Below are 20,382 nucleotides of genomic sequence, written 5' to 3' on the forward strand. Positions count from 1 at the left end.
TCAGACCACACCGACAGATTGCGGGGAACCACATGCGAGTAGCGCTGTTCGCCACCTGTATCGGGGACACGATGTTTCCCGACGCCGCCAAGGCCACCGCCCTCCTGCTCACCCGTCTCGGGCACGACGTCGTGTTTCCGTCCGGGCAGACCTGCTGCGGGCAGATGCACGTCAACACCGGCTACCAGCCGGGCGCGCTGCCGCTGGTCGCGAATTACGCCGATACGTTCGGTGACCCGTCGATCGACGCGGTTGTCGCGCCGTCGGGATCGTGCGTCGGTTCGGTCCGTCATCAGCACGAGATCGTTGCCGAGCGCTACGGCACCGCGTCGCTGTGTGGGCAGGTGCAGACCGTGAAGGCGAAGACGTACGAGCTTTCGGAATTCCTCGTGGACGTTCTCGGTGTCACCGATGTGGGCGCGTACTTCCCGCACCGGGTCACCTATCACCCGACCTGTCACTCACTGCGCATGTTGAGAGTGGGAGACAAGCCACTTCAATTGCTGCGCAACGTACGCGACATCGATCTGGTCGAACTCCCCGAAGCAGATTCTTGCTGCGGATTCGGCGGCACTTTCGCCATCAAGAACGCGGAAACCTCGACGGCCATGCTGGCGGACAAGATTCGCCACGTTGCGGATACCGGCGCCGAATTCTGCAGCGCCGGAGACTCCTCCTGCCTCATGCACATCGGCGGCGGAATGTCACGACTGCAGATGGGTGCCAAGACAATTCATCTCGCCGAGATTCTGGCGTCGGTAGAAAGCCGGGTGACAGCATGAGCGCCGTCACGCTGGGTCTGCCCAGCTTCCCGCCTAGATCCCCCGAAGGGGCGGGGTTCCTACGCGGAACCGAAAAGTTCCCCGTTGCAGCGCATCACGAACTGGCCAACGCGCAACTCCGACGCAATATCGGCAAGGCGACACACACCATTCGTGCCAAGCGCATCAACGTGACTGGAGAGCTTCCCGATTGGGAAGAACTGCGTGATGCCGGATCCGCGATCAAAGCCGACGTCATGGCCCGGTTGCCGGAACTGCTCGAACAGTTCGAAGCCGCAGTCATCGCACGCGGCGGGCAGGTGCATTGGGCAGCGGATGCCAACGAGGCCAACGCCATTGTGACCGAACTTGTCAAAGCCACCGGCTCCGAAGAGGTCATCAAGGTCAAGTCGATGGCCACGCAGGAGATCGGTCTCAACGAGCATCTCGAAACCCAGGGAATCACCGCCTACGAGACCGATCTCGCGGAATTGATCGTTCAGCTCGGCCACGACAAACCGTCGCACATCCTGGTTCCCGCGATCCATCGCAACAGATCCGAGATTCGAGAGATATTCCTTCGTGAGATGCCAGATGTCGACCCGAACCTCGGGGAGAACCCGGCCGAGCTTGCCGCCGCGGCACGAAAGTTCCTGCGCCACAAGTTCATGACGACGCCCGTCGCCGTCTCCGGTGCCAACTTCGGCATCGCGGACACGGGAACACTGACCGTCGTGGAGTCGGAGGGCAACGGGCGAATGTGCCTGACGCTCCCGAAAACACTGATCACCGTAATGGGCATCGAAAAGATTTTGCCGACGTATCAGGATCTGGAGGTCTTCCTTCAACTGCTGCCGCGGTCGTCGACGGGGGAGCGGATGAACCCGTACACCTCCCTGTGGACCGGCGTCACGCCCGACGACGGTCCACAGGAATTTCACCTGGTTCTCCTCGACAACGGCCGGACCGCCGCGCTTGCCGACAAGATCGGACGGGAAGCCCTGAGCTGCATACGGTGCTCGGCGTGCCTGAACGTGTGTCCCGTCTACGAGCGCACCGGTGGTCACGCGTACGGATCTACCTATCCGGGACCGATCGGCGCGGTTCTGACTCCGCAGCTTGCGGGCATGCATGGCAAAGATGATCCCAACTCGACGCTTCCCTTTGCCTCGAGTCTGTGCGGTGCGTGCTTCGACGCCTGCCCGGTCAAAATCGACATACCCTCGCTGCTGGTCGAATTGCGGCACCAGAAGGTCGAGCAATCCGGTGTCACGGCAGAGTCTTTGGCGATGAGAGCCGCCTCTCTGGCGATGTCGACCGAGGGCCGGTGGACGCTCGCTCAGAAAGCCGCCGGGCTCGGACGCGTCGTGGCGGGCAAGAAGGGGAAGATCTCGACGCTGCCACCGCCATTGAACGGTTGGACCGCCGCCAGAGACATCCCCGCACCACCCAAGCAGACCTTCCGATCCTGGTGGGACTCAGACGAAGGACGCGATGCATTGGACGAGGCTCGTCGTGACGGGAAGGCGGACAGATGAATTCACGTGAGGTGGTACTCGGTCGCATTCGTGATGCGATCACCTTGGCGCCGGCCCGTGAGAGCGAGATACCGCGTAACTACCGGACTGGCAGAACCATGTCTGACGAGAAGCGCATCGAACTGTTCGTCGATCGACTCGAGGACTACAAGGCTCACGTCTACCGATGTGCTGCAACAGAAATCGCCGAGGTCGTCAGCGGAATACTGAGCGCACACGAGCTGCGGACGCTGGGCATCCCCACAGGACTCGACCGATCATGGGTAACCGGGTTCGACGGAACGCTGGTGGTGGACAGCTCGGACGTGCCGGCTCCCGAACTCGAGAAGCTCGACGCCGTTGTCACCGGCTCGAAGGTCTCCTGCGCCGAAACCGGCACCATCTTCCTCGACGCCGGTCCATCGCAAGGGCGTCGTGCGTTGACACTGGTGCCGGACACACACATCTGCGTCGTGTATCGCAGCAGTGTGGAAGTGGGAGTGCCGGAGGCGATTGCGAAGCTGACACCGCAGCGCCCCACCACCATGATCAGCGGCCCGTCGGCAACCTCCGACATCGAACTCGAGCGCGTCGAAGGCGTCCATGGTCCGAGGAATCTTCATGTCGTGATCGTGGACGCCTGATTCCCGTCGAGCGGGAACTCACAGGCAGGCGGCCTCATCAGCGTCTAACGTCCTGGCCATGACACAACTCTTGGCAGGCAAGGTCGTTTTCATCACCGGTGCAGCGCGGGGTCAGGGACGCAATCATGCGATCCGGCTCGCGCAGGAAGGTGCCGACGTCATCGCTGTCGACGTGTGCGCGTCGGTGTCCGAAGACGTGGGTTACGCGGCCGCGACTGAAGCCGACCTCGAAGAAACGGCTCGTCTCGTGCGAGCGGAGGGGCGCGAGATCGTCACCGCTGTAGCGGACGTCCGTGACCTCGAGGTACTGCGTGCGGCGGTGGCGTCGGGCGTCGACAAGTTCGGTCGCCTCGACGTCGTGATTGCCAATGCGGGCATCGCTACGTGGAACCGTTTCTGGGAGATGCCGGAAGAGCAGTGGTCGACGCTGGTGGACATCAATCTCAATGGTGTCTGGCGCACGATGACAGCTGCGGTTCCTGCAATGATCGAAGCCGGCAACGGTGGTTCCATCGTGATCGTCAGCAGTGCTGCCGGCGTCGCCGAAGCGCCTGGTTGTGCGCACTACTCGGCGGCCAAGCACGGTCTCGTGGGTTTGGCTCGCACTGCGGCAACGGAATTGGGAAGCTTCGACATTCGAGTCAACAGCATCCACCCTGGCGCGGTGGAGACCGAGATGGGTAACGATCCCAACGTGGGTAAGGTGCTCACTACTCATCCGGAGTACATGAACTCGTACAAGTGGCCGCTCACGTCCGTCCCACGCACCACCGTCGAGGACATCTCCAACGCCGTGGTCTACCTTGCGACGGACCTCTCCCGCGCGGTCACCGGGACGAAGATCGTCATCGACATGGGTCAGACGATGGCGTAGTCGCGCTCAAAGCAGATTGAACTGCGCCACCTCGATGGTGTTCTCGACCGCCTCCGAGAGCGTGCGAATACGTTCGTCGGCGCCTGGCGCGGTCAAAATCGCCAGGCGATCGGCGTCACCCATCGGAATGTTTCTGGCTAGGGCATACAGCCGAGAACCCAGCGGATCCAAGGGATCCGGTGGGACGGGCATTCGCGGAGTCTGTTCGCCGGCCCGAAGTGCGAGCTTTCCCAACATTCCGTACATGAACTCGATGCGCTCGAGGAGAGAGTCGTATTCGTAAGCGGTGACAGGTGTTCCGTTGTTCTCGTCAGGCCACAATTCGACCTCGGCGAGTGGGTAAGGATCGTCCGGCAGCCAGCGATTGACGCGGATACGGTCTTCGGTCCGGCAATACAACTGATACCGTCCGGCACCCATTGCGACATGAGACTCGATCCGAGCCAGAGTGCCGACGTCGTGGCGTGATTCGCCGCCACCGACCTCGTGGCCACGAGCGATGAGCACTACTCCGAACAGTGGGCCGTCGGCAGCTTCGAGAACATTCTCGACCAGTGCGCGGTACCGAGGCTCGAAGATGTTCAGTGGCAACACCTCACCCGGAAGCAATGCAGAGCCGAGCGGAAACATGGGGAAGATGGGCATCAGGGGATTCTCAACCTCGGAATCGGAGGGGCGGGGAAATCGCCGGGGCGATCGATTTCGGCGAGCAGGTGCTCGGACCACGTCAGTAGACCGGGGATGTCGAGGCCGTGCGGACTCTCGACCTCGTAGTGCCTGATGCGGTCGTGACCCTGGCCGAGGAGCGAGACGGCGCCGGTGTTGTTGCCCCGAAGCAGATGGGTGAGCCCGACGGCCAACTGAGCCAGTCCCTGCCACAGGTCACGTTCCTCGGGCGGCGCGCTTTTCCACGTTCCTTCGAGAATCTCGTGTGCGTGGAAAGGCATGCCGTGGTCGAGGAGGCGCTGAGCCTCGGTGATCGACTCGTCTGGTGGCAGGCGTACATCGTCCGGAATGCGCGGGACACCGCCCGCTGCGTCGCGTGGCAGTGGACGTCCGAGTCCGTCACGGGGCCGCGAATTGAGGGGTTTCCCAGCGGCGTCCCGGTCGCGTTCGGTCATACACTCAGCCTAACGGCAGCGCCTCGGCCGAACTCGCCAAAAGTTTTTTCGAGTCGCCTGTCGATTCCGGGGAGAACCGTTCGTCGTCATGTTGTAAGGCAAGAGAGCCGGAAGAAAAACAACAGACCAAGGAGTCAGTCATGAAGTACATGTTGCTCATCTACACCGCACCCGGCGGAGACACCGAACCCCAGTGCACGTTCGAGGACTGGCAGCAATACGACAAGGAAATGAAGGATGCCGGGATCTGGGTGTCCGGCGATGCCCTCGCCGACCTGACGACTACGACGACGGTTCGGGTCTCGCAGTCCGGAGAAAAGACCGTCACCGACGGACCCTTCGCAGAAACCCGTGAAATCCTCGGCGGCTACGACGTCATCGACGTTCCCGATCTGGACGCGGCGCTTTCATGGGCCGCGCGGTGCCCCGGCGCGCGCGACGGCGGCAGCGTCGAGGTGCGTCCACTGGCCGGGTTCGGGGACTGATTCGCCGTGGACGAGCAGGCCGAGAACTCCATCGAGTCAGTGTTCCGGGAGGAACGTGGACGACTCTTGGCCTCGCTCGTCCGCCGCTTCGGTGATCTGGATCTGGCCGAGGAAGTCACCTCCGAAGCCGTCGAGGCCGCGTTGGTGCACTGGCCCGCGGACGGAGTGCCGGCTAAACCCGGCGCCTGGCTGCTGACCACGGCGCGTCGCAAAGCCGTCGACAGGCTTCGTCGTGATCAGGCCTATGCGGCGCGCTTGGCGGTGATGCAGGTGGACGCCGATCGTGCCGACCCTGCGCCGTCCACCGTCGACGGGGAACTTCCCGACGAGCGGTTGCAGCTGTTCTTCACCTGCTCGCACCCAGCGCTTGCCGAGGACGACCGAATCGCGCTCACCTTGCGTTGCCTCGGCGGGTTGACGACGCCTGAAGTCGCTCGGGCCTTCCTCGTTCCTTCGGCGACGATGGCGCAGCGGATCGTGCGCGCGAAGAAGAAAATCCGTCAGGCTCGGATTCCCTTCCGCACTCCCAGCGCCGAAGAACTCCCGGAACGTTTGCCCGGTGTTCTGCAGGTGATCTACTCGGTGTTCACCGAGGGGTACGCAGCGAGTTCGGGTCCGGATCTGCAACGCGTCGACCTGGCGGTAGAGGCGATCAGGCTGGCGAGGATCTTGCGCGCATTGCTTCCCGATGAGCGCGAGATCGCGGGGTTGCTTGCGTTGATGCTTCTCGTCCACGCGCGTCGGGATGCCCGTACCGACGCCGGTGGCGGGATCGTGCTCCTCGAGGACCAGGATCGCGGGTGCTGGGACCAGCCGATGATCGAGGAAGGCAGCGATCTCGTCGTCGTCGCGTTGACCGGGGGAGCGCCGGGGCCCTACGGGGTGCAGGCCGCTATCGCCGCACTGCACGACGAGGCCACTGATGTGGAGAGCACCGACTGGCCACAGATCTGCGCGCTCTACGGAGTGCTGCTCACACTGACTCCGTCGCCGGTCGTTGCCCTCAATCGGGCAGTTGCGCTAGCGATGCGCGACGGCGAGGAGGTCGGGCTGGCAGCGTTGGAGGAACTGGCAGCCGAGCCCAAACTTGCCGACTACCACCCGTATCACCTCGCGCGCGCCGAACTACTTGCTCGGTTGGGGCGCACCGACGCAGCGGCATCCGCGTACCGACGAGCTCTGAAACTCGTTGGTACGGAACCGGAGCGGGCCTACCTGGAGCGTCGGTTGGGTGAGATCTCTGACTGATCGGCGGCTATCGCGGGACGTCGAGATCGAAGTACAGGGTCTCGGACCAATAGCCTAGGCCGAGCTCGCGGAGCGGTTCCTCGACGCTCTCCTGAGTCGGCGTGAACAGTCTCTCCCAGAACTTTGGCTTGGTGGGTGCGAACGTGGTCAAAGCCGCCTCCATCTCGGCGTCGATGGTCGCCAGACCGGCCATCAGTGCCTGGCCTTGTTCGGCGAAAGGTTCGTCGTCCATGTCGAAGATCTCGCCGCATTCGAGGACGAAGTAGTGATCGGGTTCGGTGTGGCTGCGCAGGAAGCTCAGCGCTTCCCCGGCCATCGCGCCGAGTTCGGGGTGGTCGATGCGGCCGAGGAAGGCTTCTAGCCGGGCAATGCCGGGGCCACAGGGCGCGGTGACCGCGATCAGGTCGGGAACGTCGTCCCAGATGATCGACTGGCGAGCGAAGGGATTCACGGACACAAGGATCCTGGGGACCAGCGGTATCGCGTACGACCACTCCGAGATTCCCTCGAGGCCCCGGGCGCGAGCCGCAGCCGGATTTTCTTGCGGGGCAACAGGGGTCGTGTAGAGATAGGTGCGGTTGGCCACTGGCTGATTCCTTTCTGCGGTCGGCGTCACCTGATTCAGGCGGCGCCCACCATCCTCAATGCCAGGTCTCCGTACAGTTTTCCGATGTCTTCCGGATCCGTGTAGTTGCCGGCCGGAAACCAGCGGCACACGTCGACGCACAGGGACATCAAGGCGAGGGTGACGCCTTCGGCGTCGGGGATCGTGAAATCACCCGACTGGACGCCGGCGTCGACAACCTCCCGGACCACCCGCGTCGTGCTGCGGCGAAGAGCGACGACGGTTCGGTAGTGCTCTGGTGTGAGTGCAGTGAGTTCGTACTGGACGACGCGAGCGAGTGAATGGTGCCCGGCCTGCCAACTGGCGAACGTGCTGATCAATTCCCGCAGGCGAACGGACGGTTCTTCGCCCGGGCGGTCGGCGCCCTCGACCACTTTCAACGCTTCGGTGTGGCCTTCGAAGCTGATCGCGAAAAGCAGTTCTTCTTTCGAGCGGTAATGCGGGTACATGGCCGCAGGACTCATGTCGAGTCGCGCGGCGATGTCACGGGTGGTGGTGCCGCCGTAACCGGCAGAGGCAAAAGCGTCCACGGCTGCCGCGCGGATACGGGCCGCAGCTTTGGAGGGGCTGATCACCACTTCAGGTGAATCGCTCACGGTTTCCTCCAGATGTGACGGATTTCGATGTTGACAATATCCCGCTCTCGATTCACTATAAGCAGGTGCTTAGATTCTAAGCGAATGCTTAGGAACATCGTTACGTGTGGCTTTGCCACGCCGAAAGGAAGCAACTCGTCATGCGTCGCACTCTGTACGGACCCGATCACGAGGCATTTCGCGAATCTGCCCGCGAATTCGTCAACCGGAACATCCTTCCGGTCGCAGAGAAGCTGATCGACCAGCGCTTCATCGATCGTGAAATCTGGCTCGAAGCGGGACGCAACGGCTTCCTCGGGCTCGAGGTTCCGGAGGCGTACGGCGGAAGCGAAGCCGGCGACTACCGCTTCAACGCGGTTCTGGCCGAAGAGCTCTCGCGCGCCAGCGCAGCTGTTGCCTCGAGCTTCGGCATCCACGCCGACGTCGTTGCTCCCTACCTCGTTCAGCTCACCACCGAAGAGCAGAAGCAGCGTTGGCTGCCCAAATTCTGCACCGGTGAGATGCTGACGGCCATCGGCATGACCGAGCCTTCCGGTGGATCCGACCTCGCCTCGCTCAAGACCACTGCGGTCAAGGACGGCGACGACTGGATCATCAACGGCTCCAAGACCTTCATCACCAACGGCTACAACGCCGACCTCGTGATCGTGGCGGCGCGGACCAGTCCCGAGAAGAAGTCCAAGGGCATCACCCTCTTTGCCGTCGAGACCGGCATGGAAGGCTTCGAGCGCGGACGCAAGCTCGACAAGGTCGGCCAGCACGAGTCCGATACCGCCGAACTGTTCTTCGAGAACGTTCGCGTGCCGTCCACCAACATCATCGGTGAGATCGACCGCGGCTTCATCCACATGATGGAAATGCTGCCGCAGGAGCGCGTCGGCGCTGCGGTGTCCAACATCGCGCACGCCGCTCCGATCCTCGAAGAGACACTGCAATATGCCAAGGACCGCAAGGCTTTCGGTCAGCCGATCGGCTCGCTGCAGTGGAACAAATTCCTTCTCGCGGATCTCGTCACCCGCATCGAGGTCACCCAGGCCTACGTCGACAACTGCGTCGCGGCACACGCTGCCGGCGAGCTGACCGCCATCGACGCCGCCAAGGCTAAGTGGTGGACCGCGCAGGTGCAGAACGAGGTCCTCGATCACTGCGTCCAGCTGCACGGCGGCTACGGCTTCATGACCGAGTACCGCGCCGCCCGCGCGTGGATGGATGCTCGCGTTACCAAGATCTGGGCCGGATCCAACGAGATCATGAAGGAACTCATCGGCCGCGATCTCGGCCTGTAATTTCGCAACTGAAGTCCATATGTCACTTCCCGAACCCGACGACACAGGAGCATCACCGCGCATGTCTGTTCTCGACAAGTTCTCTCTGACCGATCGAGTGGTCATCGTGACCGGTGCGTCGTCGGGCCTCGGGGTGGCGTTTGCGAAAGCCGCAGCAGAGGCCGGCGCGGACGTCGTCCTGGCAGCTCGCCGCGTCGACAAGCTCGAAGACACGGCCAAGCTCGTGCGTGACGCCGGCCGCGAAGCGTTGTGCGTGGCCACCGACATCGTCGATCCGGCACAGGCTCAGAACATGGTGGACGCCGCGATGGAGAAGTTCGGCCGCGTGGACGTCCTGGTCAACAACGCCGGCGTCGGAACTGCCGTTCCGGCGACCCGCGAGACGCCGGATCAGTTTCGCGCCGTCATCGACATCAACCTCAACGGGTCGTACTGGGCAGCGCAGGCGTGCGGCCGCGTCATGCTTCCGGGCAGCTCCATCGTCAACATCTCGAGCATTCTCGGACTGACGACGGCCGGACTTCCGCAGGCCGCCTACGCGGCGAGCAAGGCGGGCGTCGTCGGATTGACCCGCGACCTCGCACAGCAGTGGGGAACGCGCAAGGGCATTCGTGTCAACGCGATCGCGCCCGGCTTCTTCAAGTCGGAAATGACCGACCAATACAACGACGGCTACTTGGACGCGATGGCTCCGCGCCTGATCCTCGGCCGGATGGGCGATCCGGAAGAGCTCGCAGCCACGATGGTGTGGCTCGCATCCGAGGCAGGCGGATACGTCACAGGCCAGACCATCGCCGTCGACGGAGGAATCACCATCACCTGACGCCGATGCCGAGATGTCGCCGGCTTTGCCGTATAAGTAGCTGGTGACCTCTCGCGCCGAACCTCAGGAGAACTGGGAAGACCGTCCGCCACCATCAATGGCAGCGACGGAGCTTCTGCGTGACCTCCCGGTGACCGCTCGCGGCGTCCGTACCAGGGCTTCTCTGGTTGCAGCGGCTCGGACTGTGTTCGAACGCGCGGGGTATCTCGATGCCCGGCTGACGGACATCACCAAGGAAGCGAACTGCTCCACCGGCACGTTCTACACCTACTTCGACAACAAAGAGCAGATTTTCGCCGCAGTTCTCGACGTTGCGCAGGAAGACATGCTGCACCCCGGCATGGGTCGGGTCCGTGACGTCGACAATCCGTATGCGGTCCTCGAATCGAGCAACCGTGCCTACCTGACAGCGTTTCGCCGCAACGCCAAACTGATGGGGCTGCTCGAGCAGGTGTCGCACATCGATCCGGCGTTCGCGAAACTGCGTCGGGACCGAGCCGAGACCTTCATTTCGCGTAATGCGCGGGCCATCGAACGTTTGCAGGCTGCAGGCAAAGCGGACCGTTCACTGGATCCGCTGCTGGCATCGCGAGCGTTGTCGGCGATGGTGAGCCGTCTTGCCTACAGTTCGTTCGTCTCGGAGGAACCTGGCGCCGACGGCAACCCTGTCCCGTTCGAGGACGTCGTCAAGACAGCTACTCAGGTGTGGGCCAACGCCCTGGGCCTCGAAGGCGACCGCGGGTAGTTTCAGCCTTCGCCGCGGGCCGCGAACTGCTCCTCGAGGCTGCGGCGCAACGTCTCCTCGCTGTTCTTGACAGCGTTCTCGACGAACGGCCCGATCAAGCGGCCGAGTGCCTTGCCGGCAATGCCGCCGGGGAGTTTGTAGGCGAAGTCGACGGAGAGTTGGGTCTTGGAATCGTCGATCGCGGCGAACTCCCAGGTGGACGAGTTGGATACACCGCCGAGCGAAGACAGCTTGATGATCCGATTCTTCTCCCACTCGGTGACCTCGAGCTTGGATCGCAACGTGCTTGGCCCGACCTGCATGGCAGCGTCGAATGTGGCGCCGAGCCCCTGATCGAACTCTCCGAACGGGGTGAACTCGGAAACACCGAACATCCACGTCGGGACGTTGCGGTAGTTGTCGATGTAGTCGAAGGCGACATCAACCGGCACGGCAGCAACCGCGGTGTGGCGAACATGGATCATGACTGGTCCCTGTCTTTCGGTGAACATCGACTGTAACCAATGGCACCGACGTGTTCGGCGGCGGAGCAAGAGCGATCTACGGTATCGGTATGACGAACGAGCTTCCGGTACGCGGGTCCTGGCGCGATTACGAAGACCTGGGACTGCCGAAACCGCTCGCTGCGGCACTGGAGGCGTTCGTCGAGCAGGGCTATCACGGGACTTCGATCCGCGACGTTGCGTCGCGGTCCGGGCTGTCGGTGCCGGGGCTCTACCACCACTACCCGTCCAAGCAGGCTCTGCTGATCGGTTTGGCGACGGTCGTGATGACGGAGTTGTTGGAGCGAAGCCGGGCCGCCGAACTCGACGCCGGGGACGATCCCTCTGACCGCTTCGACGCGGTGATCGAATCTCTGTTGCGGTTCCACATGTTTCGACGCGAGCAGTCGTTCGTCGCTTCCTCCGAGATTCGCAGCATGGAGCCCGACAGCCGGGCGAGCTACATCGCTCAGCGCGACGAACAGCAGAAGCAGGTGGATCGGATCGTCCTCGACGGCGTCGCTTCGGGAGTGTTCGAGGCCGACCATCCCGAGGACGCCAGCCGCGCCGTCGTCACGATGTGCGTCGCCGTGGCGGTCTGGTACCGCCCGGACGGTGAATTGTCGCCGGACGAGTTGGTTGAGAGGTATCTGGAGATAGCGCGTCGCATGGTGGGGGCGAAGCAGGTGGGGGAGTGACTGCTGTGTGCAGTGTCGCGGTAGGCGGTCGCCAGCGTTTGGTGTCGGCCACGACGCGTTCAACCTCGCTTTTGTTTGCCTGGGATGGCGCATAGGTCGGTCGCATTCACCAGTGCGCGGACACGCTTTGCTGCATTGCGAAGGCGTTCTGCAGCTATCGGATTCCGGACGGCCGCGGCGGCCAATGACTTTGCAACAGTGGCGACTTCATCGCCGCCGGGGATCAGTAGGAGGTCGGCGCCGGCCAGGAGACTTGCGAGCGCGGTCTCTTCGGGTGACCGTCCACGCGTTGTTGCAGGGGAATCCAGATCGTCGCTCACGACCACGCCGCGGAAACCCAGATCCTCTCGCAGTGCTCGGATCGTGATACTCGAGGTCGTCGCCGGAGCGGTTGGATCGACGGCTTCGACAATGGCCGGTCCGACCATCATGCCGGAAACGCCGGCGTTGACGACAGCCTGGAATGGTGTGAGAGTTTTTGTGCTCCAGTCCTTTGCGGCGACGGCTGTGTCCTTTACTGCGGGGTCGTGTTCGAGCACAGGGAACCCTGGGAAGTGTTTTGCGATTGCCGCGACTCCAGAGGCCTGGACGCCGTGAACGAAGGCCGCTGCGATGCGAGCGATTTCCGAATGCGGTAGGTCGAGTGTGCGTTCGAACAGCCAGGAATTGTTGCCTTCGAGGCGATCGAGTACGGGCGACAAGAATGCATTCACGCCCAACGCACGGGCGGCGAACGCCACCGATCGGGAAATATTTTCGATGTCCGTATCGGTCATTTTCGTCAGTGCGTCGGCTGAGGGGAACTGGGGAACGAGCGTATGGAGGCGCTGGATGCCCCAGGGTTCTTGATCGACCGCGACGAGCAACGGCGTGTCAGTGCTCGACTCCAGAGCGCTGGTGAGCCCGCGGAGTGACCGACTGGTTTCACTCTCTCGACGGGCTGGTGTCATCCTTCGTGCGACATATTCTTCACGGGATTCGGCGAGTACGACCGCAACTGTTCCGGCGCAGAGTAGGTCGGTGAGCCAACTATCGACGTGGACCGCATCGAACGTTGGGAACATGACGGCGTGCGCGTCGCGCTCCAAAGGTGAGTTTTTTGACATCGAAATGATCTCTTCCGTCCACAGGGGTGCTTGCTGCTGGCTGTTCAAAACAGTGCAGGGCTCGCAGTAGCTACTTCTGCACCGGCGCGGGGCTCACCTTCGGGCATACAGCTCGGTCGATCGTTTCCCAGTGCGCTGATTCTTACTCTATTGACTCCTCCACGTGCGGTGATACGTTTAACCAAACGATCAGGTTAGATGTTATCTCCCGGTATCGGTTCGCGCAACGATGCAGTGTGCAGTGTGGACCTGGTGGGCGTGCGGCTGCGTGGACTGTTCGGCTTGCGATGTGCACGATATGTGCACATTTATGGTGAAGAAGTGCTCGCACTGTGCATCGTTGTTGTAGTGGTGACTCCGTAACGTGATTTGGACAACGCTGATTGCAGTACAAGACGTGCCTCGCAACCCTATTGAGGGGCACGCGTGTGCAGATTGAGGACTCACAATGACTACGAACACTTCGGAAGACCCGCGGGCGCTGAGCCTCCAGCGAATTCGGCTTGCCAGGGTTGCGACATTCTTCGGATTCGCACAATTGGGAGCGGTCATGCTCACGTGGTCGACGAACACCACTGCTCTCCGTGCTCACCTCGGGTGGTCGGGGGAGGGTGGCGACTCGAATTTCGGGCTGGTGGCATTGGCGATCGGCGTCGGCGCTGCAGTCGGCTGCTTCCTCATCGGGCCGTTCGTCGACAGGTACGGTCCGCGAGCCACCTGCATGCCGACGATGATCATCTACCCGTTGATGTATATCCCGTTCGCGTTCTTGCAGGGTATTGCCAGCGCAATGTTCCTCGGCGTGATGATCGGCTTGTTGAGAGGTGCCTTCGATACCGCCTTCAATACACACGGTGTGCAGGTGGAGCGTTACTACGGCAGGCCCATCATGTCGGCGTTTCACGCGGCCTATCCGGCAGGCGGATTCGTCATCGGCCTGGTAGCCAGTGCAATCGCCCGTCACTATGTCGAGAGCCCCGCCGTGGCCTACATCTCGATCGGTGTCACGATGTCGGTTCTCGGAGCTGTGTTCGGTCGCTGGCTGTTGACTCGCGATGAGTTGCTTCCCCCGAATGCCGCAGTCGCGATCGGGAAGCAATCGACAACCGGGAGGTCGGCGTCGACGACGACTTTGCTGATCATGGCCGGATTCGGCCTCTTGATGCTGGCATCGATGCTCAGCGAAGGCGCAATTCTGGACTGGGGACAGGAGTTCGTCCGACGCCATGCCGATACCAGCGCTGGTATGGCTGCGACAGCTGTGACCTTCTACTCCGGTGCACAATTCGTGGGGCGCCTCTTCGGCGACCGGCTCGCCGAGTACTTCGGTGCGCGCGTCATCGTGGCCGTCAGTGGGGTGATTGGATTCGTCGGCGCCTTGCTTGCGATCGGGGGTGCGTCAGCTCCGTTCGCCCTGGTGGGATTCGTTCTACTGGGGCTCGGGCTGGCGTGCATGGCTCCGCTGATGCTCTCTGCTGCCGGCCGTCGTGACCCCGAGAACGCCGGAAGAAACATCGGAATTGTCAACGCGATCGGCTACGTCGGCATGCTCGTCGGGCCGGCTGCGATCACGCTCATCGTCGACGGATTCGGAATCGGCTGGATGCCGGCGCTGCCGGCAATCTTGCTCCTGCTCATCGCCGTCGGCGGTCCTGTATTGATGAAAACCGTTCCGCGATACTCGGAAACAGAACGTACGGGAAATGCTTCGAAGCCGGAGCATCACACGGTCTCCCACTGAGGTCGAACAAGCGGTGGCCCACGTGCGAGTACATCGAATCCGATGTACTCGCACTGGTGTTACTGAACCGAAGGAAATTCTGTTCGGGATTTGAGGAAGAAACAGGATGAGCACTGGCGGACCTTCGGAGTCGATCAGACGTTCTGCGCGAGCATTGATCGTGGATCATTCGTTTCGAATACTGTTGTGCAAGTATCGATCTAGATCCGATGAAACCTATTGGATCACGCCTGGTGGACGTTGTGAAGAACGCGAGACCCCACGCGGCACACTCGAGCGAGAGCTTCGAGAAGAGGTAGGGCTCGAACTACGTACGACGCAGCCGCTCGTCTGGCGCCAAACGATCATCGATCCAGAGCACTTTCCCGGGTTCGGCGGCGTCGACAACTTCTATTTCCTGGTTCGAGTTCATGGATTCGAACCACGAGGGGCATTGACCGACGCAGAATTGCGCGATGAGCACCTACACGGTTTCAAATGGTGGACTCTGGAAGAGATCGAGAACTATTCGGGTTCGGCCCTTTTCGCGCCTCTCGACATTGCCGAGAGACTCGATCTCACCCTTCGCCGCGGGTCGCAGTGCCAGGTAGTGTGTTTCGACTCGGATTGATCCAGGTTTGCTACTCGTACCGAATCGGGCCGCGCGATTGCTGGCGACACCGACGCTCTGTACGGGGGATAAGCCGTAACTGGGCAGCGACCCGCCGTAGATAACCCCGTGGACGACTCGTGATGCCAATGCCGTTCGAGGTCGATGCAGTTATGTTCGGCGCACCAGCACTGTGCCGTCGGTCGCAGAGTTGGTTCCAGACACGTGAAACATTGCGTGCGCCCAAGGGCGGTCCGAGTTCAGCAACGCATTCTCTTCGATCATTCTGTCGTCGTGATAGCCCTGTGGATCCTCGCCGAGCTCGACCAATCGTTGTCGCGCTGTCTCCGGTGCAGTGTCGACCCACACTGTCGCGTCGTACAACATCCGCAATGAACGGCGGATCGACCCGGCACCTTCCACGAGCAGCAACGTCGTCTGGTTAGGGACCGCGATATCGCGAGGCTTGTCGTGGTTCGGCTGGAAGGTGAATGGAAGCCCCGTTTGCCTTATCGGTTCGAGTAATTCCTTGGCGAGCAAGGTATCCCAGCCAAAGAATGTTCGACGGCACGCGATGTCATCTGTGTGCACGATGACCGTCCCTGCGCAGTTTGCCGACAACAGTGCGGCCAGCGTCGACTTGCCGGAACCACCCCTCCCATCGATCCCTACTATTGCCGGGCCGCGCCCGACTGAACCAGACCGCAGCAGTTCCACGAATTGTGGGATGGCGAATCTATTCCAATCGGTATTTTCGTCATGCTCAGTGGAACGTTTCATAAACATCTAGCTTGGATCGAACCAGCTCCGAGTGTGAATTGTGAACGGTTACTGTCCACAGAAGTCGACTGTGGCCCGGCTGCCAGTCCTGGCCGACTCGAGTATCGAGATGCTCACTGCCAGTGCGTTGGTCGCGTCGAGTCCGTCGACGACGGGTCGGCCGTCACCGCGCGTGGCACGGGTGAAGTGTTCCAGAGTGATGTCGTACGTGTGCCGGCGGTCTTCGACGTCGATCTCGTGGGATCCCCGGCCATCGTGCAGAACGACCGAGCCGATGGGTTCCGGAGTCATGACGTCGGCAGCATGAAGGCTGCCGTCTGTCCCGTGCACCTCTAGATATGTGGGTGCGAAGGGTGTAGTGAAAGTGTCGTGAAATCGTACGAGGACATTGTTCTCGTAGAGAATAGACGAGGAGGCTGCATCTTCGGCTTCGGTCACCCAATCTCCTTGCATCACAGTGATCGCGCTCGCTGTCAGTGCTCTAGTGCCGAGTAGCGGATTCACAACTGAGGCGTTGTGGCAGGAAAGATCCATGACGGCGCCTGATCCCGGCGCGCTACCGAGTCGCCACCCTCGCAATCGTTCGGGTAGGAGCGACGTGTGGCGAACACTGACCGACAGAATGCGGCCGATGTCGCCGCGCGTCACTGTGTGCCGAATTGCCTGGTGCGTACCTGCGGCGGGCAGGTGGTGGTTGACGCCTAGGACTACGCCGGCGGATTCACAAGCGGCGGTCATCTTCCGCGCATTGTCGATGCTCGTCGACAGCGGCTTCTCGCAGAGAACGTGTTTTCCTGCTGCGGCCGCCGCGCATACCTGCTCGAGGTGGCGATCATTTGCACTGGAGATGTAGACCGCATCGATGAGGGGATCGCTGAGCAGATCGTTCAGGTTGTTCGTTCGGTTCGATATCTCGTTCCGATGTGCAAACTGCTCGGCGTGGTCCGCATTTCCGCTGTACACGGAACTGATGTGGTGGCCGGTCCTTCGCAGTGCGGGAATCATTCGCGTTTCGGCGATGTCACTCGCACCGACGATTCCCCAGACGAGATGCCGTTGTTCGCTCATCGAAGTATCCTTCTCGGGCATCGACGATGTCGAATAGACAGCGACGGCTCCGGGTATTGACCGACTCGACGTCAGGAGTTCGGCGCGGACGAAATCTGGTAGGCCAACCCTACGAAGTGGCGATAGATATCGACAGTGCCAAAACGTGCAAGCGTGCGCTGCTGATCGACCACTCTGAGCAGGCGCGAGCGCTGCACCTGCTCTGACCGTGAGCTTTCGAACGACCTGCATATCATGCACGAATTGGGCAGAATTTGGCAGAAGTGCTTCCCTCTATGTGTCTGTTCGCTGGATCACTTCGCAGGAAGGCTAGGACTATCAGTTTGATTTCATGCCTCACCTCGAAGGAGCAACCCGCCAATGTCGTTCGTTCTCAAAGCAGCAGTCGGCGAACCAGCGCAGCGTGCCAGCAATCCGGCGGTGGTCGACACTGTCGCGGGTGTGATCGCAGACATTCGCGCCAACGGTGACGACGCGGTCCGCAAGTACTCTGACCGTTTCGACCGGTGGTCACCGGATTCGTTCCGGCTCGACGAAGACCAGATCCGCGAGATCGTGAAGTCTGTTCCGACAACGGTCCTCGAGGACTTGCAGTTCGCGCAGCGCCAGATTCGCGACTTCGCACAGGCGCAGCGCGATACCATCACAGACCTCGAGGTCGAGACTCTGCCCGGCGTGTTCTTGGGGCACCGGAACGTTCCGATCGACGCGGCTGCAGCCTACGTTCCGGGTGGCAGGTACCCACTGACAGCGTCGGCGCACATGACGGTGCTGACCGCGAAGGTCGCAGGCGTCGAACGCGTCGCGGCCACGACGCCCCCGAACGACGGCCTGCCGCCCCAGATCAGCATCACCGCAATGCATCTCGCCGGGGCGGACGAGATCTTCGTGCTCGGTGGGGTGCAGGCGATCGCAGCGCTGGCTCTCGGTACCGAGACGATTGATCCTGTCTCGATCCTCACAGGGCCGGGCAACGCATACGTGGCAGAGGCGAAGCGTCAACTCTTCGGTGAGGTCGGAATCGATCTCTTTGCCGGCCCCACCGAAACACTGATCGTTGCCGACGAGTACGCCGACCCGTTCACCATCGCAGTGGATCTACTCAGCCAGGCGGAGCACGGTCCGGATTCACCGTGTGTGTTGATCACGACGTCCGAGGCTGTGGGCAACCAGGTGATCAAACACATCGACGCATTGCTACCCGGGCTGGAGACGAACGCGATCGCCGGGCCCGCCTGGCGCGACCATGGACAGATCCACGTTGTCGAGACTCTCTCCGAAGCATACGAACTCGCGGACAAATTTGCCTCCGAGCACGTACAGATCCTCACGCAGAATCCTCGTGAAGCGCTCGACAACATGAGCAACTACGGTGCCCTTTTCCTCGGGGAAGGAACGTGTGTACCTTACGGCGACAAAGTGATCGGGACCAACCATGTACTTCCTACTCTGGGCGCTGCGCGCTACACCGGAGGGCTCTGGGTAGGGAAGTTCCTCAAAACCCTCACTTTCCAGGAGGTGCGCGATCCGGCGGCGAGCGCCAGTATCGGCGAGATCGCTGCGAGACTGTCCCGATTGGAACGCTTCGAAGGGCACGCCCGTTCGGGTGACCTGCGTGCGGCGAAATTCGGTGACGCCGAACTGTCGTGGGGCGAGATCCCGGTGGCGGCAAACCTCAAATGACGATGCGCATCGAGCACGACCTGCTCGGTGATCGTGAAGTGCCTGCGGAGGCCTACTACGGCATCCACACGCTGAGGGCACTGGAGAACTTCCCGATCACCGGTATTCCTCTCTCGGTCCACCCGGACATGGTATCGGCGTTGGCCGCGGTCAAGCAGGCCGCTGCTCGGGCGAACGCCGACCTCGGAATCCTCTCTCCCGAGCATGCAGCAGCGATCGAGGAAGCTTGCAAGGAGATTCGCGCGGGCAGGTTCGCCGACCAGTTCGTCGTCGACGTAATTCAGGGAGGTGCCGGCACGTCGTCGAACATGAACGCCAACGAAGTGGTCGCGAACCGCGCGCTCGAAATGCTCGGCCGCGAGCGGGGGCAGTACCAATTCCTCCATCCGCTCGAACACGTCAACATGAGTCAGAGCACCAACGACGTCTATCCCACCGCGATCAAAATCGGCTTGCAAGGGGCGGTCACCAGGCTTCGAGGTGCGATGGACGAACTTGCAGGCGCATTCGCGGAGAAAGCAGCCGAGTTCTCCCACGTGCTCAAGGTCGGGCGGACTCAGTTGCAAGACGCGGTCCCGATGACTCTCGGTCAAGAGATCGTCACGTTCGCCGTGATGATCAAGGAGGACTCTCAGAGACTGGAAGAGGCAGCTCGATTGATCTCGGAGATCAACCTGGGTGGGACGGCGATAGGTACCGGTCTCAATGCGCACCCGGAGTACGCCAGACGTGTGCGTGAGCATCTGGTGTCGATCACCGGTCTCGACATCTCGACGGCATCGGATCTCATCGAAGCAACTCAGGACGTCGGGGCCTTCGTTCAGCTGTCGGGAGTGTTCAAGCGCACCGCGGTCAAGCTGTCCAAGATCTGCAACGATCTGAGATTGCTGTCCTCGGGCCCACGAGCAGGGCTGGGTGAGATCAATTTACCTGCGGTGCAGGCAGGTTCGTCGATCATGCCCGGCAAGGTCAATCCGGTCATTCCCGAAGTGGTCAATCAGATTGCTTACCGGGTGGTGGGAAATGATCTGACTATCACCATGGCTGCCGAGGCGGGTCAACTGCAGCTCAACGCATTCGAACCGGTCATTGCACACAGCCTGTTCGAGACTGCAGAACTCCTCACACGGGGCTGCACTGTCTTGCGCGAGCGATGCGTGATCGGCATTACCGCCAACGTCGAGCATCTCGAACGAACGGTCGCGGCTTCGATCGGTGTCGTGACTGCGCTCAATCCCTACATCGGCTACACGGCCGCGACGGAATTGGCGGCGGACGCGCTTGCTTCCGGTTGTACCGTCGTGGAGTTGGTGCTCGAACGCGGACTGTTGGGCAAAGAGGATTTGGACGCAATCATGGAGCCTGCGAATTTGGCACGAACTGCGATCGTATCGGCTCCCGGTCTCGATCCGCTCGTCCCGTCGACCTGACCAGGTCGTCAGGGCGGTTGACACCGCACATGTGGGCGGTATCGTTTAGTGATACGTATAACTACTTGCAGTCCTGTTGC

Annotated in this window: 22 protein-coding genes; 14 read left to right on the forward strand and 8 right to left on the reverse strand. The window is 61.7% G+C overall.

Annotated elements, in window-relative coordinates:
* Positions 1 to 32: 32 nt before the first annotated feature.
* Genes ACFQ6Y_RS02800 through ACFQ6Y_RS02815 form a run of 4 tightly spaced genes read left to right on the forward strand, consistent with a single transcriptional unit; the run spans position 33 to position 3,796 of the window.
* Entirely contained in the window at positions 33 to 782 is a 750-nt protein-coding gene (locus tag ACFQ6Y_RS02800) for a (Fe-S)-binding protein (RefSeq protein WP_378628716.1), read from the forward strand.
* Complete coding sequence (locus tag ACFQ6Y_RS02805; RefSeq protein ID WP_378628720.1) at positions 779 to 2,299, forward strand: LutB/LldF family L-lactate oxidation iron-sulfur protein; 1,521 nt, start codon at positions 779 to 781, stop codon at positions 2,297 to 2,299. Before ACFQ6Y_RS02800 ends, ACFQ6Y_RS02805 begins: the two co-directional genes overlap by 4 nt.
* Positions 2,296 to 2,922: a lactate utilization protein C gene (locus ACFQ6Y_RS02810; protein ID WP_378628723.1), complete on the forward strand. Its 627-nt coding sequence runs from the start codon at positions 2,296 to 2,298 to the stop codon at positions 2,920 to 2,922. The genes ACFQ6Y_RS02805 and ACFQ6Y_RS02810 overlap by 4 nt, the downstream gene beginning before the upstream one ends.
* 58 nt (positions 2,923 to 2,980) lie before the next feature.
* Positions 2,981 to 3,796 carry a mycofactocin-coupled SDR family oxidoreductase gene (locus ACFQ6Y_RS02815; protein ID WP_378628727.1) on the forward strand — a complete coding sequence of 272 codons (816 nt, stop codon included), beginning with the start codon at positions 2,981 to 2,983 and terminating at the stop codon, positions 3,794 to 3,796.
* A gap of 6 nt (positions 3,797 to 3,802) precedes the next feature.
* Here ACFQ6Y_RS02815 and ACFQ6Y_RS02820 read toward each other — a convergent pair whose 3' ends face one another.
* Together ACFQ6Y_RS02820 and ACFQ6Y_RS02825 are read right to left on the reverse strand one after the other, a co-directional pair.
* Complete coding sequence (locus ACFQ6Y_RS02820; RefSeq protein ID WP_020970928.1) at positions 3,803 to 4,441, reverse strand: LON peptidase substrate-binding domain-containing protein; 639 nt, start codon at positions 4,439 to 4,441, stop codon at positions 3,803 to 3,805.
* Positions 4,441 to 4,917, reverse strand: a complete 477-nt coding sequence (locus ACFQ6Y_RS02825; protein WP_003940372.1) for a DUF309 domain-containing protein — start codon at positions 4,915 to 4,917, stop codon at positions 4,441 to 4,443. Before ACFQ6Y_RS02825 ends, ACFQ6Y_RS02820 begins: the two co-directional genes overlap by 1 nt.
* Positions 4,918 to 5,057: 140 nt before the next feature.
* Here ACFQ6Y_RS02825 and ACFQ6Y_RS02830 point away from each other — a divergent pair, with 140 nt between their 5' ends.
* Complete coding sequence (locus tag ACFQ6Y_RS02830) at positions 5,058 to 5,402, forward strand: YciI family protein (protein WP_003939718.1); 345 nt, start codon at positions 5,058 to 5,060, stop codon at positions 5,400 to 5,402.
* A 6-nt stretch (positions 5,403 to 5,408) separates the two neighbouring features.
* The gene (locus ACFQ6Y_RS02835) at positions 5,409 to 6,650 is read left to right on the forward strand and encodes an RNA polymerase sigma factor (RefSeq protein ID WP_378628731.1); all 1,242 of its coding nucleotides are present in this window, start codon (positions 5,409 to 5,411) and stop codon (positions 6,648 to 6,650) included.
* Between the two features lie 7 nt (positions 6,651 to 6,657).
* On the opposite strand, the gene ACFQ6Y_RS02840 is transcribed toward ACFQ6Y_RS02835, so the two are convergent.
* Positions 6,658 to 7,236 carry a hypothetical protein gene (locus ACFQ6Y_RS02840; protein WP_378628735.1) on the reverse strand — a complete coding sequence of 193 codons (579 nt, stop codon included), beginning with the start codon at positions 7,234 to 7,236 and terminating at the stop codon, positions 6,658 to 6,660.
* A gap of 35 nt (positions 7,237 to 7,271) precedes the next feature.
* Positions 7,272 to 7,871, reverse strand: a complete 600-nt coding sequence (locus ACFQ6Y_RS02845) for a TetR/AcrR family transcriptional regulator (protein WP_378628738.1) — start codon at positions 7,869 to 7,871, stop codon at positions 7,272 to 7,274.
* Between the two features lie 140 nt (positions 7,872 to 8,011).
* On the opposite strand from ACFQ6Y_RS02845, the gene ACFQ6Y_RS02850 reads away from it, so the two are divergent.
* The 3 genes from ACFQ6Y_RS02850 to ACFQ6Y_RS02860 all read left to right on the forward strand — a co-directional run bounded on the left by ACFQ6Y_RS02850 (position 8,012) and on the right by ACFQ6Y_RS02860 (position 10,725).
* Positions 8,012 to 9,157 carry an acyl-CoA dehydrogenase family protein gene (locus ACFQ6Y_RS02850; protein ID WP_007730036.1) on the forward strand — a complete coding sequence of 382 codons (1,146 nt, stop codon included), beginning with the start codon at positions 8,012 to 8,014 and terminating at the stop codon, positions 9,155 to 9,157.
* Positions 9,158 to 9,218: 61 nt separating this feature from the next.
* Positions 9,219 to 9,980 (forward strand): SDR family NAD(P)-dependent oxidoreductase, encoded by a 762-nt coding sequence (locus ACFQ6Y_RS02855; protein ID WP_003939707.1) that lies wholly within the window; start codon positions 9,219 to 9,221, stop codon positions 9,978 to 9,980.
* A gap of 97 nt (positions 9,981 to 10,077) precedes the next feature.
* Entirely contained in the window at positions 10,078 to 10,725 is a 648-nt protein-coding gene (locus ACFQ6Y_RS02860; RefSeq protein WP_378629783.1) for a TetR/AcrR family transcriptional regulator, read from the forward strand.
* Between the two features lie 2 nt (positions 10,726 to 10,727).
* On the opposite strand, the gene ACFQ6Y_RS02865 is transcribed toward ACFQ6Y_RS02860, so the two are convergent.
* Entirely contained in the window at positions 10,728 to 11,189 is a 462-nt protein-coding gene (locus ACFQ6Y_RS02865; RefSeq protein WP_378531259.1) for an SRPBCC family protein, read from the reverse strand.
* Positions 11,190 to 11,278: 89 nt separating this feature from the next.
* Here ACFQ6Y_RS02865 and ACFQ6Y_RS02870 point away from each other — a divergent pair, with 89 nt between their 5' ends.
* Positions 11,279 to 11,905, forward strand: coding sequence for a TetR/AcrR family transcriptional regulator (locus ACFQ6Y_RS02870; protein WP_378628741.1), 627 nt, complete (start codon positions 11,279 to 11,281; stop codon positions 11,903 to 11,905).
* A 59-nt stretch (positions 11,906 to 11,964) separates the two neighbouring features.
* Here the strand turns inward: ACFQ6Y_RS02870 and ACFQ6Y_RS02875 are convergent, their stop codons facing one another.
* Positions 11,965 to 13,011 carry a glycoside hydrolase family 3 N-terminal domain-containing protein gene (locus tag ACFQ6Y_RS02875; protein ID WP_378628744.1) on the reverse strand — a complete coding sequence of 349 codons (1,047 nt, stop codon included), beginning with the start codon at positions 13,009 to 13,011 and terminating at the stop codon, positions 11,965 to 11,967.
* Between the two features lie 448 nt (positions 13,012 to 13,459).
* Here ACFQ6Y_RS02875 and ACFQ6Y_RS02880 point away from each other — a divergent pair, with 448 nt between their 5' ends.
* Together ACFQ6Y_RS02880 and ACFQ6Y_RS02885 are read left to right on the forward strand one after the other, a co-directional pair.
* Entirely contained in the window at positions 13,460 to 14,752 is a 1,293-nt protein-coding gene (locus ACFQ6Y_RS02880) for an MFS transporter (protein ID WP_378628746.1), read from the forward strand.
* Positions 14,753 to 14,858: 106 nt separating this feature from the next.
* On the forward strand, positions 14,859 to 15,362 hold the full coding sequence (locus tag ACFQ6Y_RS02885; RefSeq protein WP_378628749.1) for an NUDIX domain-containing protein: 504 nt from the start codon (positions 14,859 to 14,861) through the stop codon (positions 15,360 to 15,362).
* 150 nt (positions 15,363 to 15,512) lie between these two features.
* On the opposite strand, the gene ACFQ6Y_RS02890 is transcribed toward ACFQ6Y_RS02885, so the two are convergent.
* Both ACFQ6Y_RS02890 and ACFQ6Y_RS02895 read right to left on the reverse strand, forming a co-directional pair.
* On the reverse strand, positions 15,513 to 15,932 hold the full coding sequence (locus ACFQ6Y_RS02890) for a hypothetical protein (RefSeq protein ID WP_378628752.1): 420 nt from the start codon (positions 15,930 to 15,932) through the stop codon (positions 15,513 to 15,515).
* Positions 15,933 to 16,169: 237 nt separating this feature from the next.
* Positions 16,170 to 17,189, reverse strand: a complete 1,020-nt coding sequence (locus ACFQ6Y_RS02895; RefSeq protein ID WP_378628755.1) for a Gfo/Idh/MocA family protein — start codon at positions 17,187 to 17,189, stop codon at positions 16,170 to 16,172.
* Between the two features lie 360 nt (positions 17,190 to 17,549).
* Here ACFQ6Y_RS02895 and hisD point away from each other — a divergent pair, with 360 nt between their 5' ends.
* A complete protein-coding gene (gene hisD / locus ACFQ6Y_RS02900; RefSeq protein WP_378628757.1) occupies positions 17,550 to 18,872 on the forward strand; it encodes a histidinol dehydrogenase in 1,323 nt (440 codons plus the stop codon).
* Positions 18,869 to 20,302, forward strand: coding sequence for an aspartate ammonia-lyase (locus tag ACFQ6Y_RS02905; RefSeq protein ID WP_378628760.1), 1,434 nt, complete (start codon positions 18,869 to 18,871; stop codon positions 20,300 to 20,302). The genes hisD and ACFQ6Y_RS02905 overlap by 4 nt, the downstream gene beginning before the upstream one ends.
* Positions 20,303 to 20,382 lie beyond the last annotated feature (80 nt).

It is taken from the genome of Rhodococcus sp. NPDC056516 (assembly GCF_042794655.1).
GTDB lineage: Bacteria > Actinomycetota > Actinomycetes > Mycobacteriales > Mycobacteriaceae > Rhodococcus_F.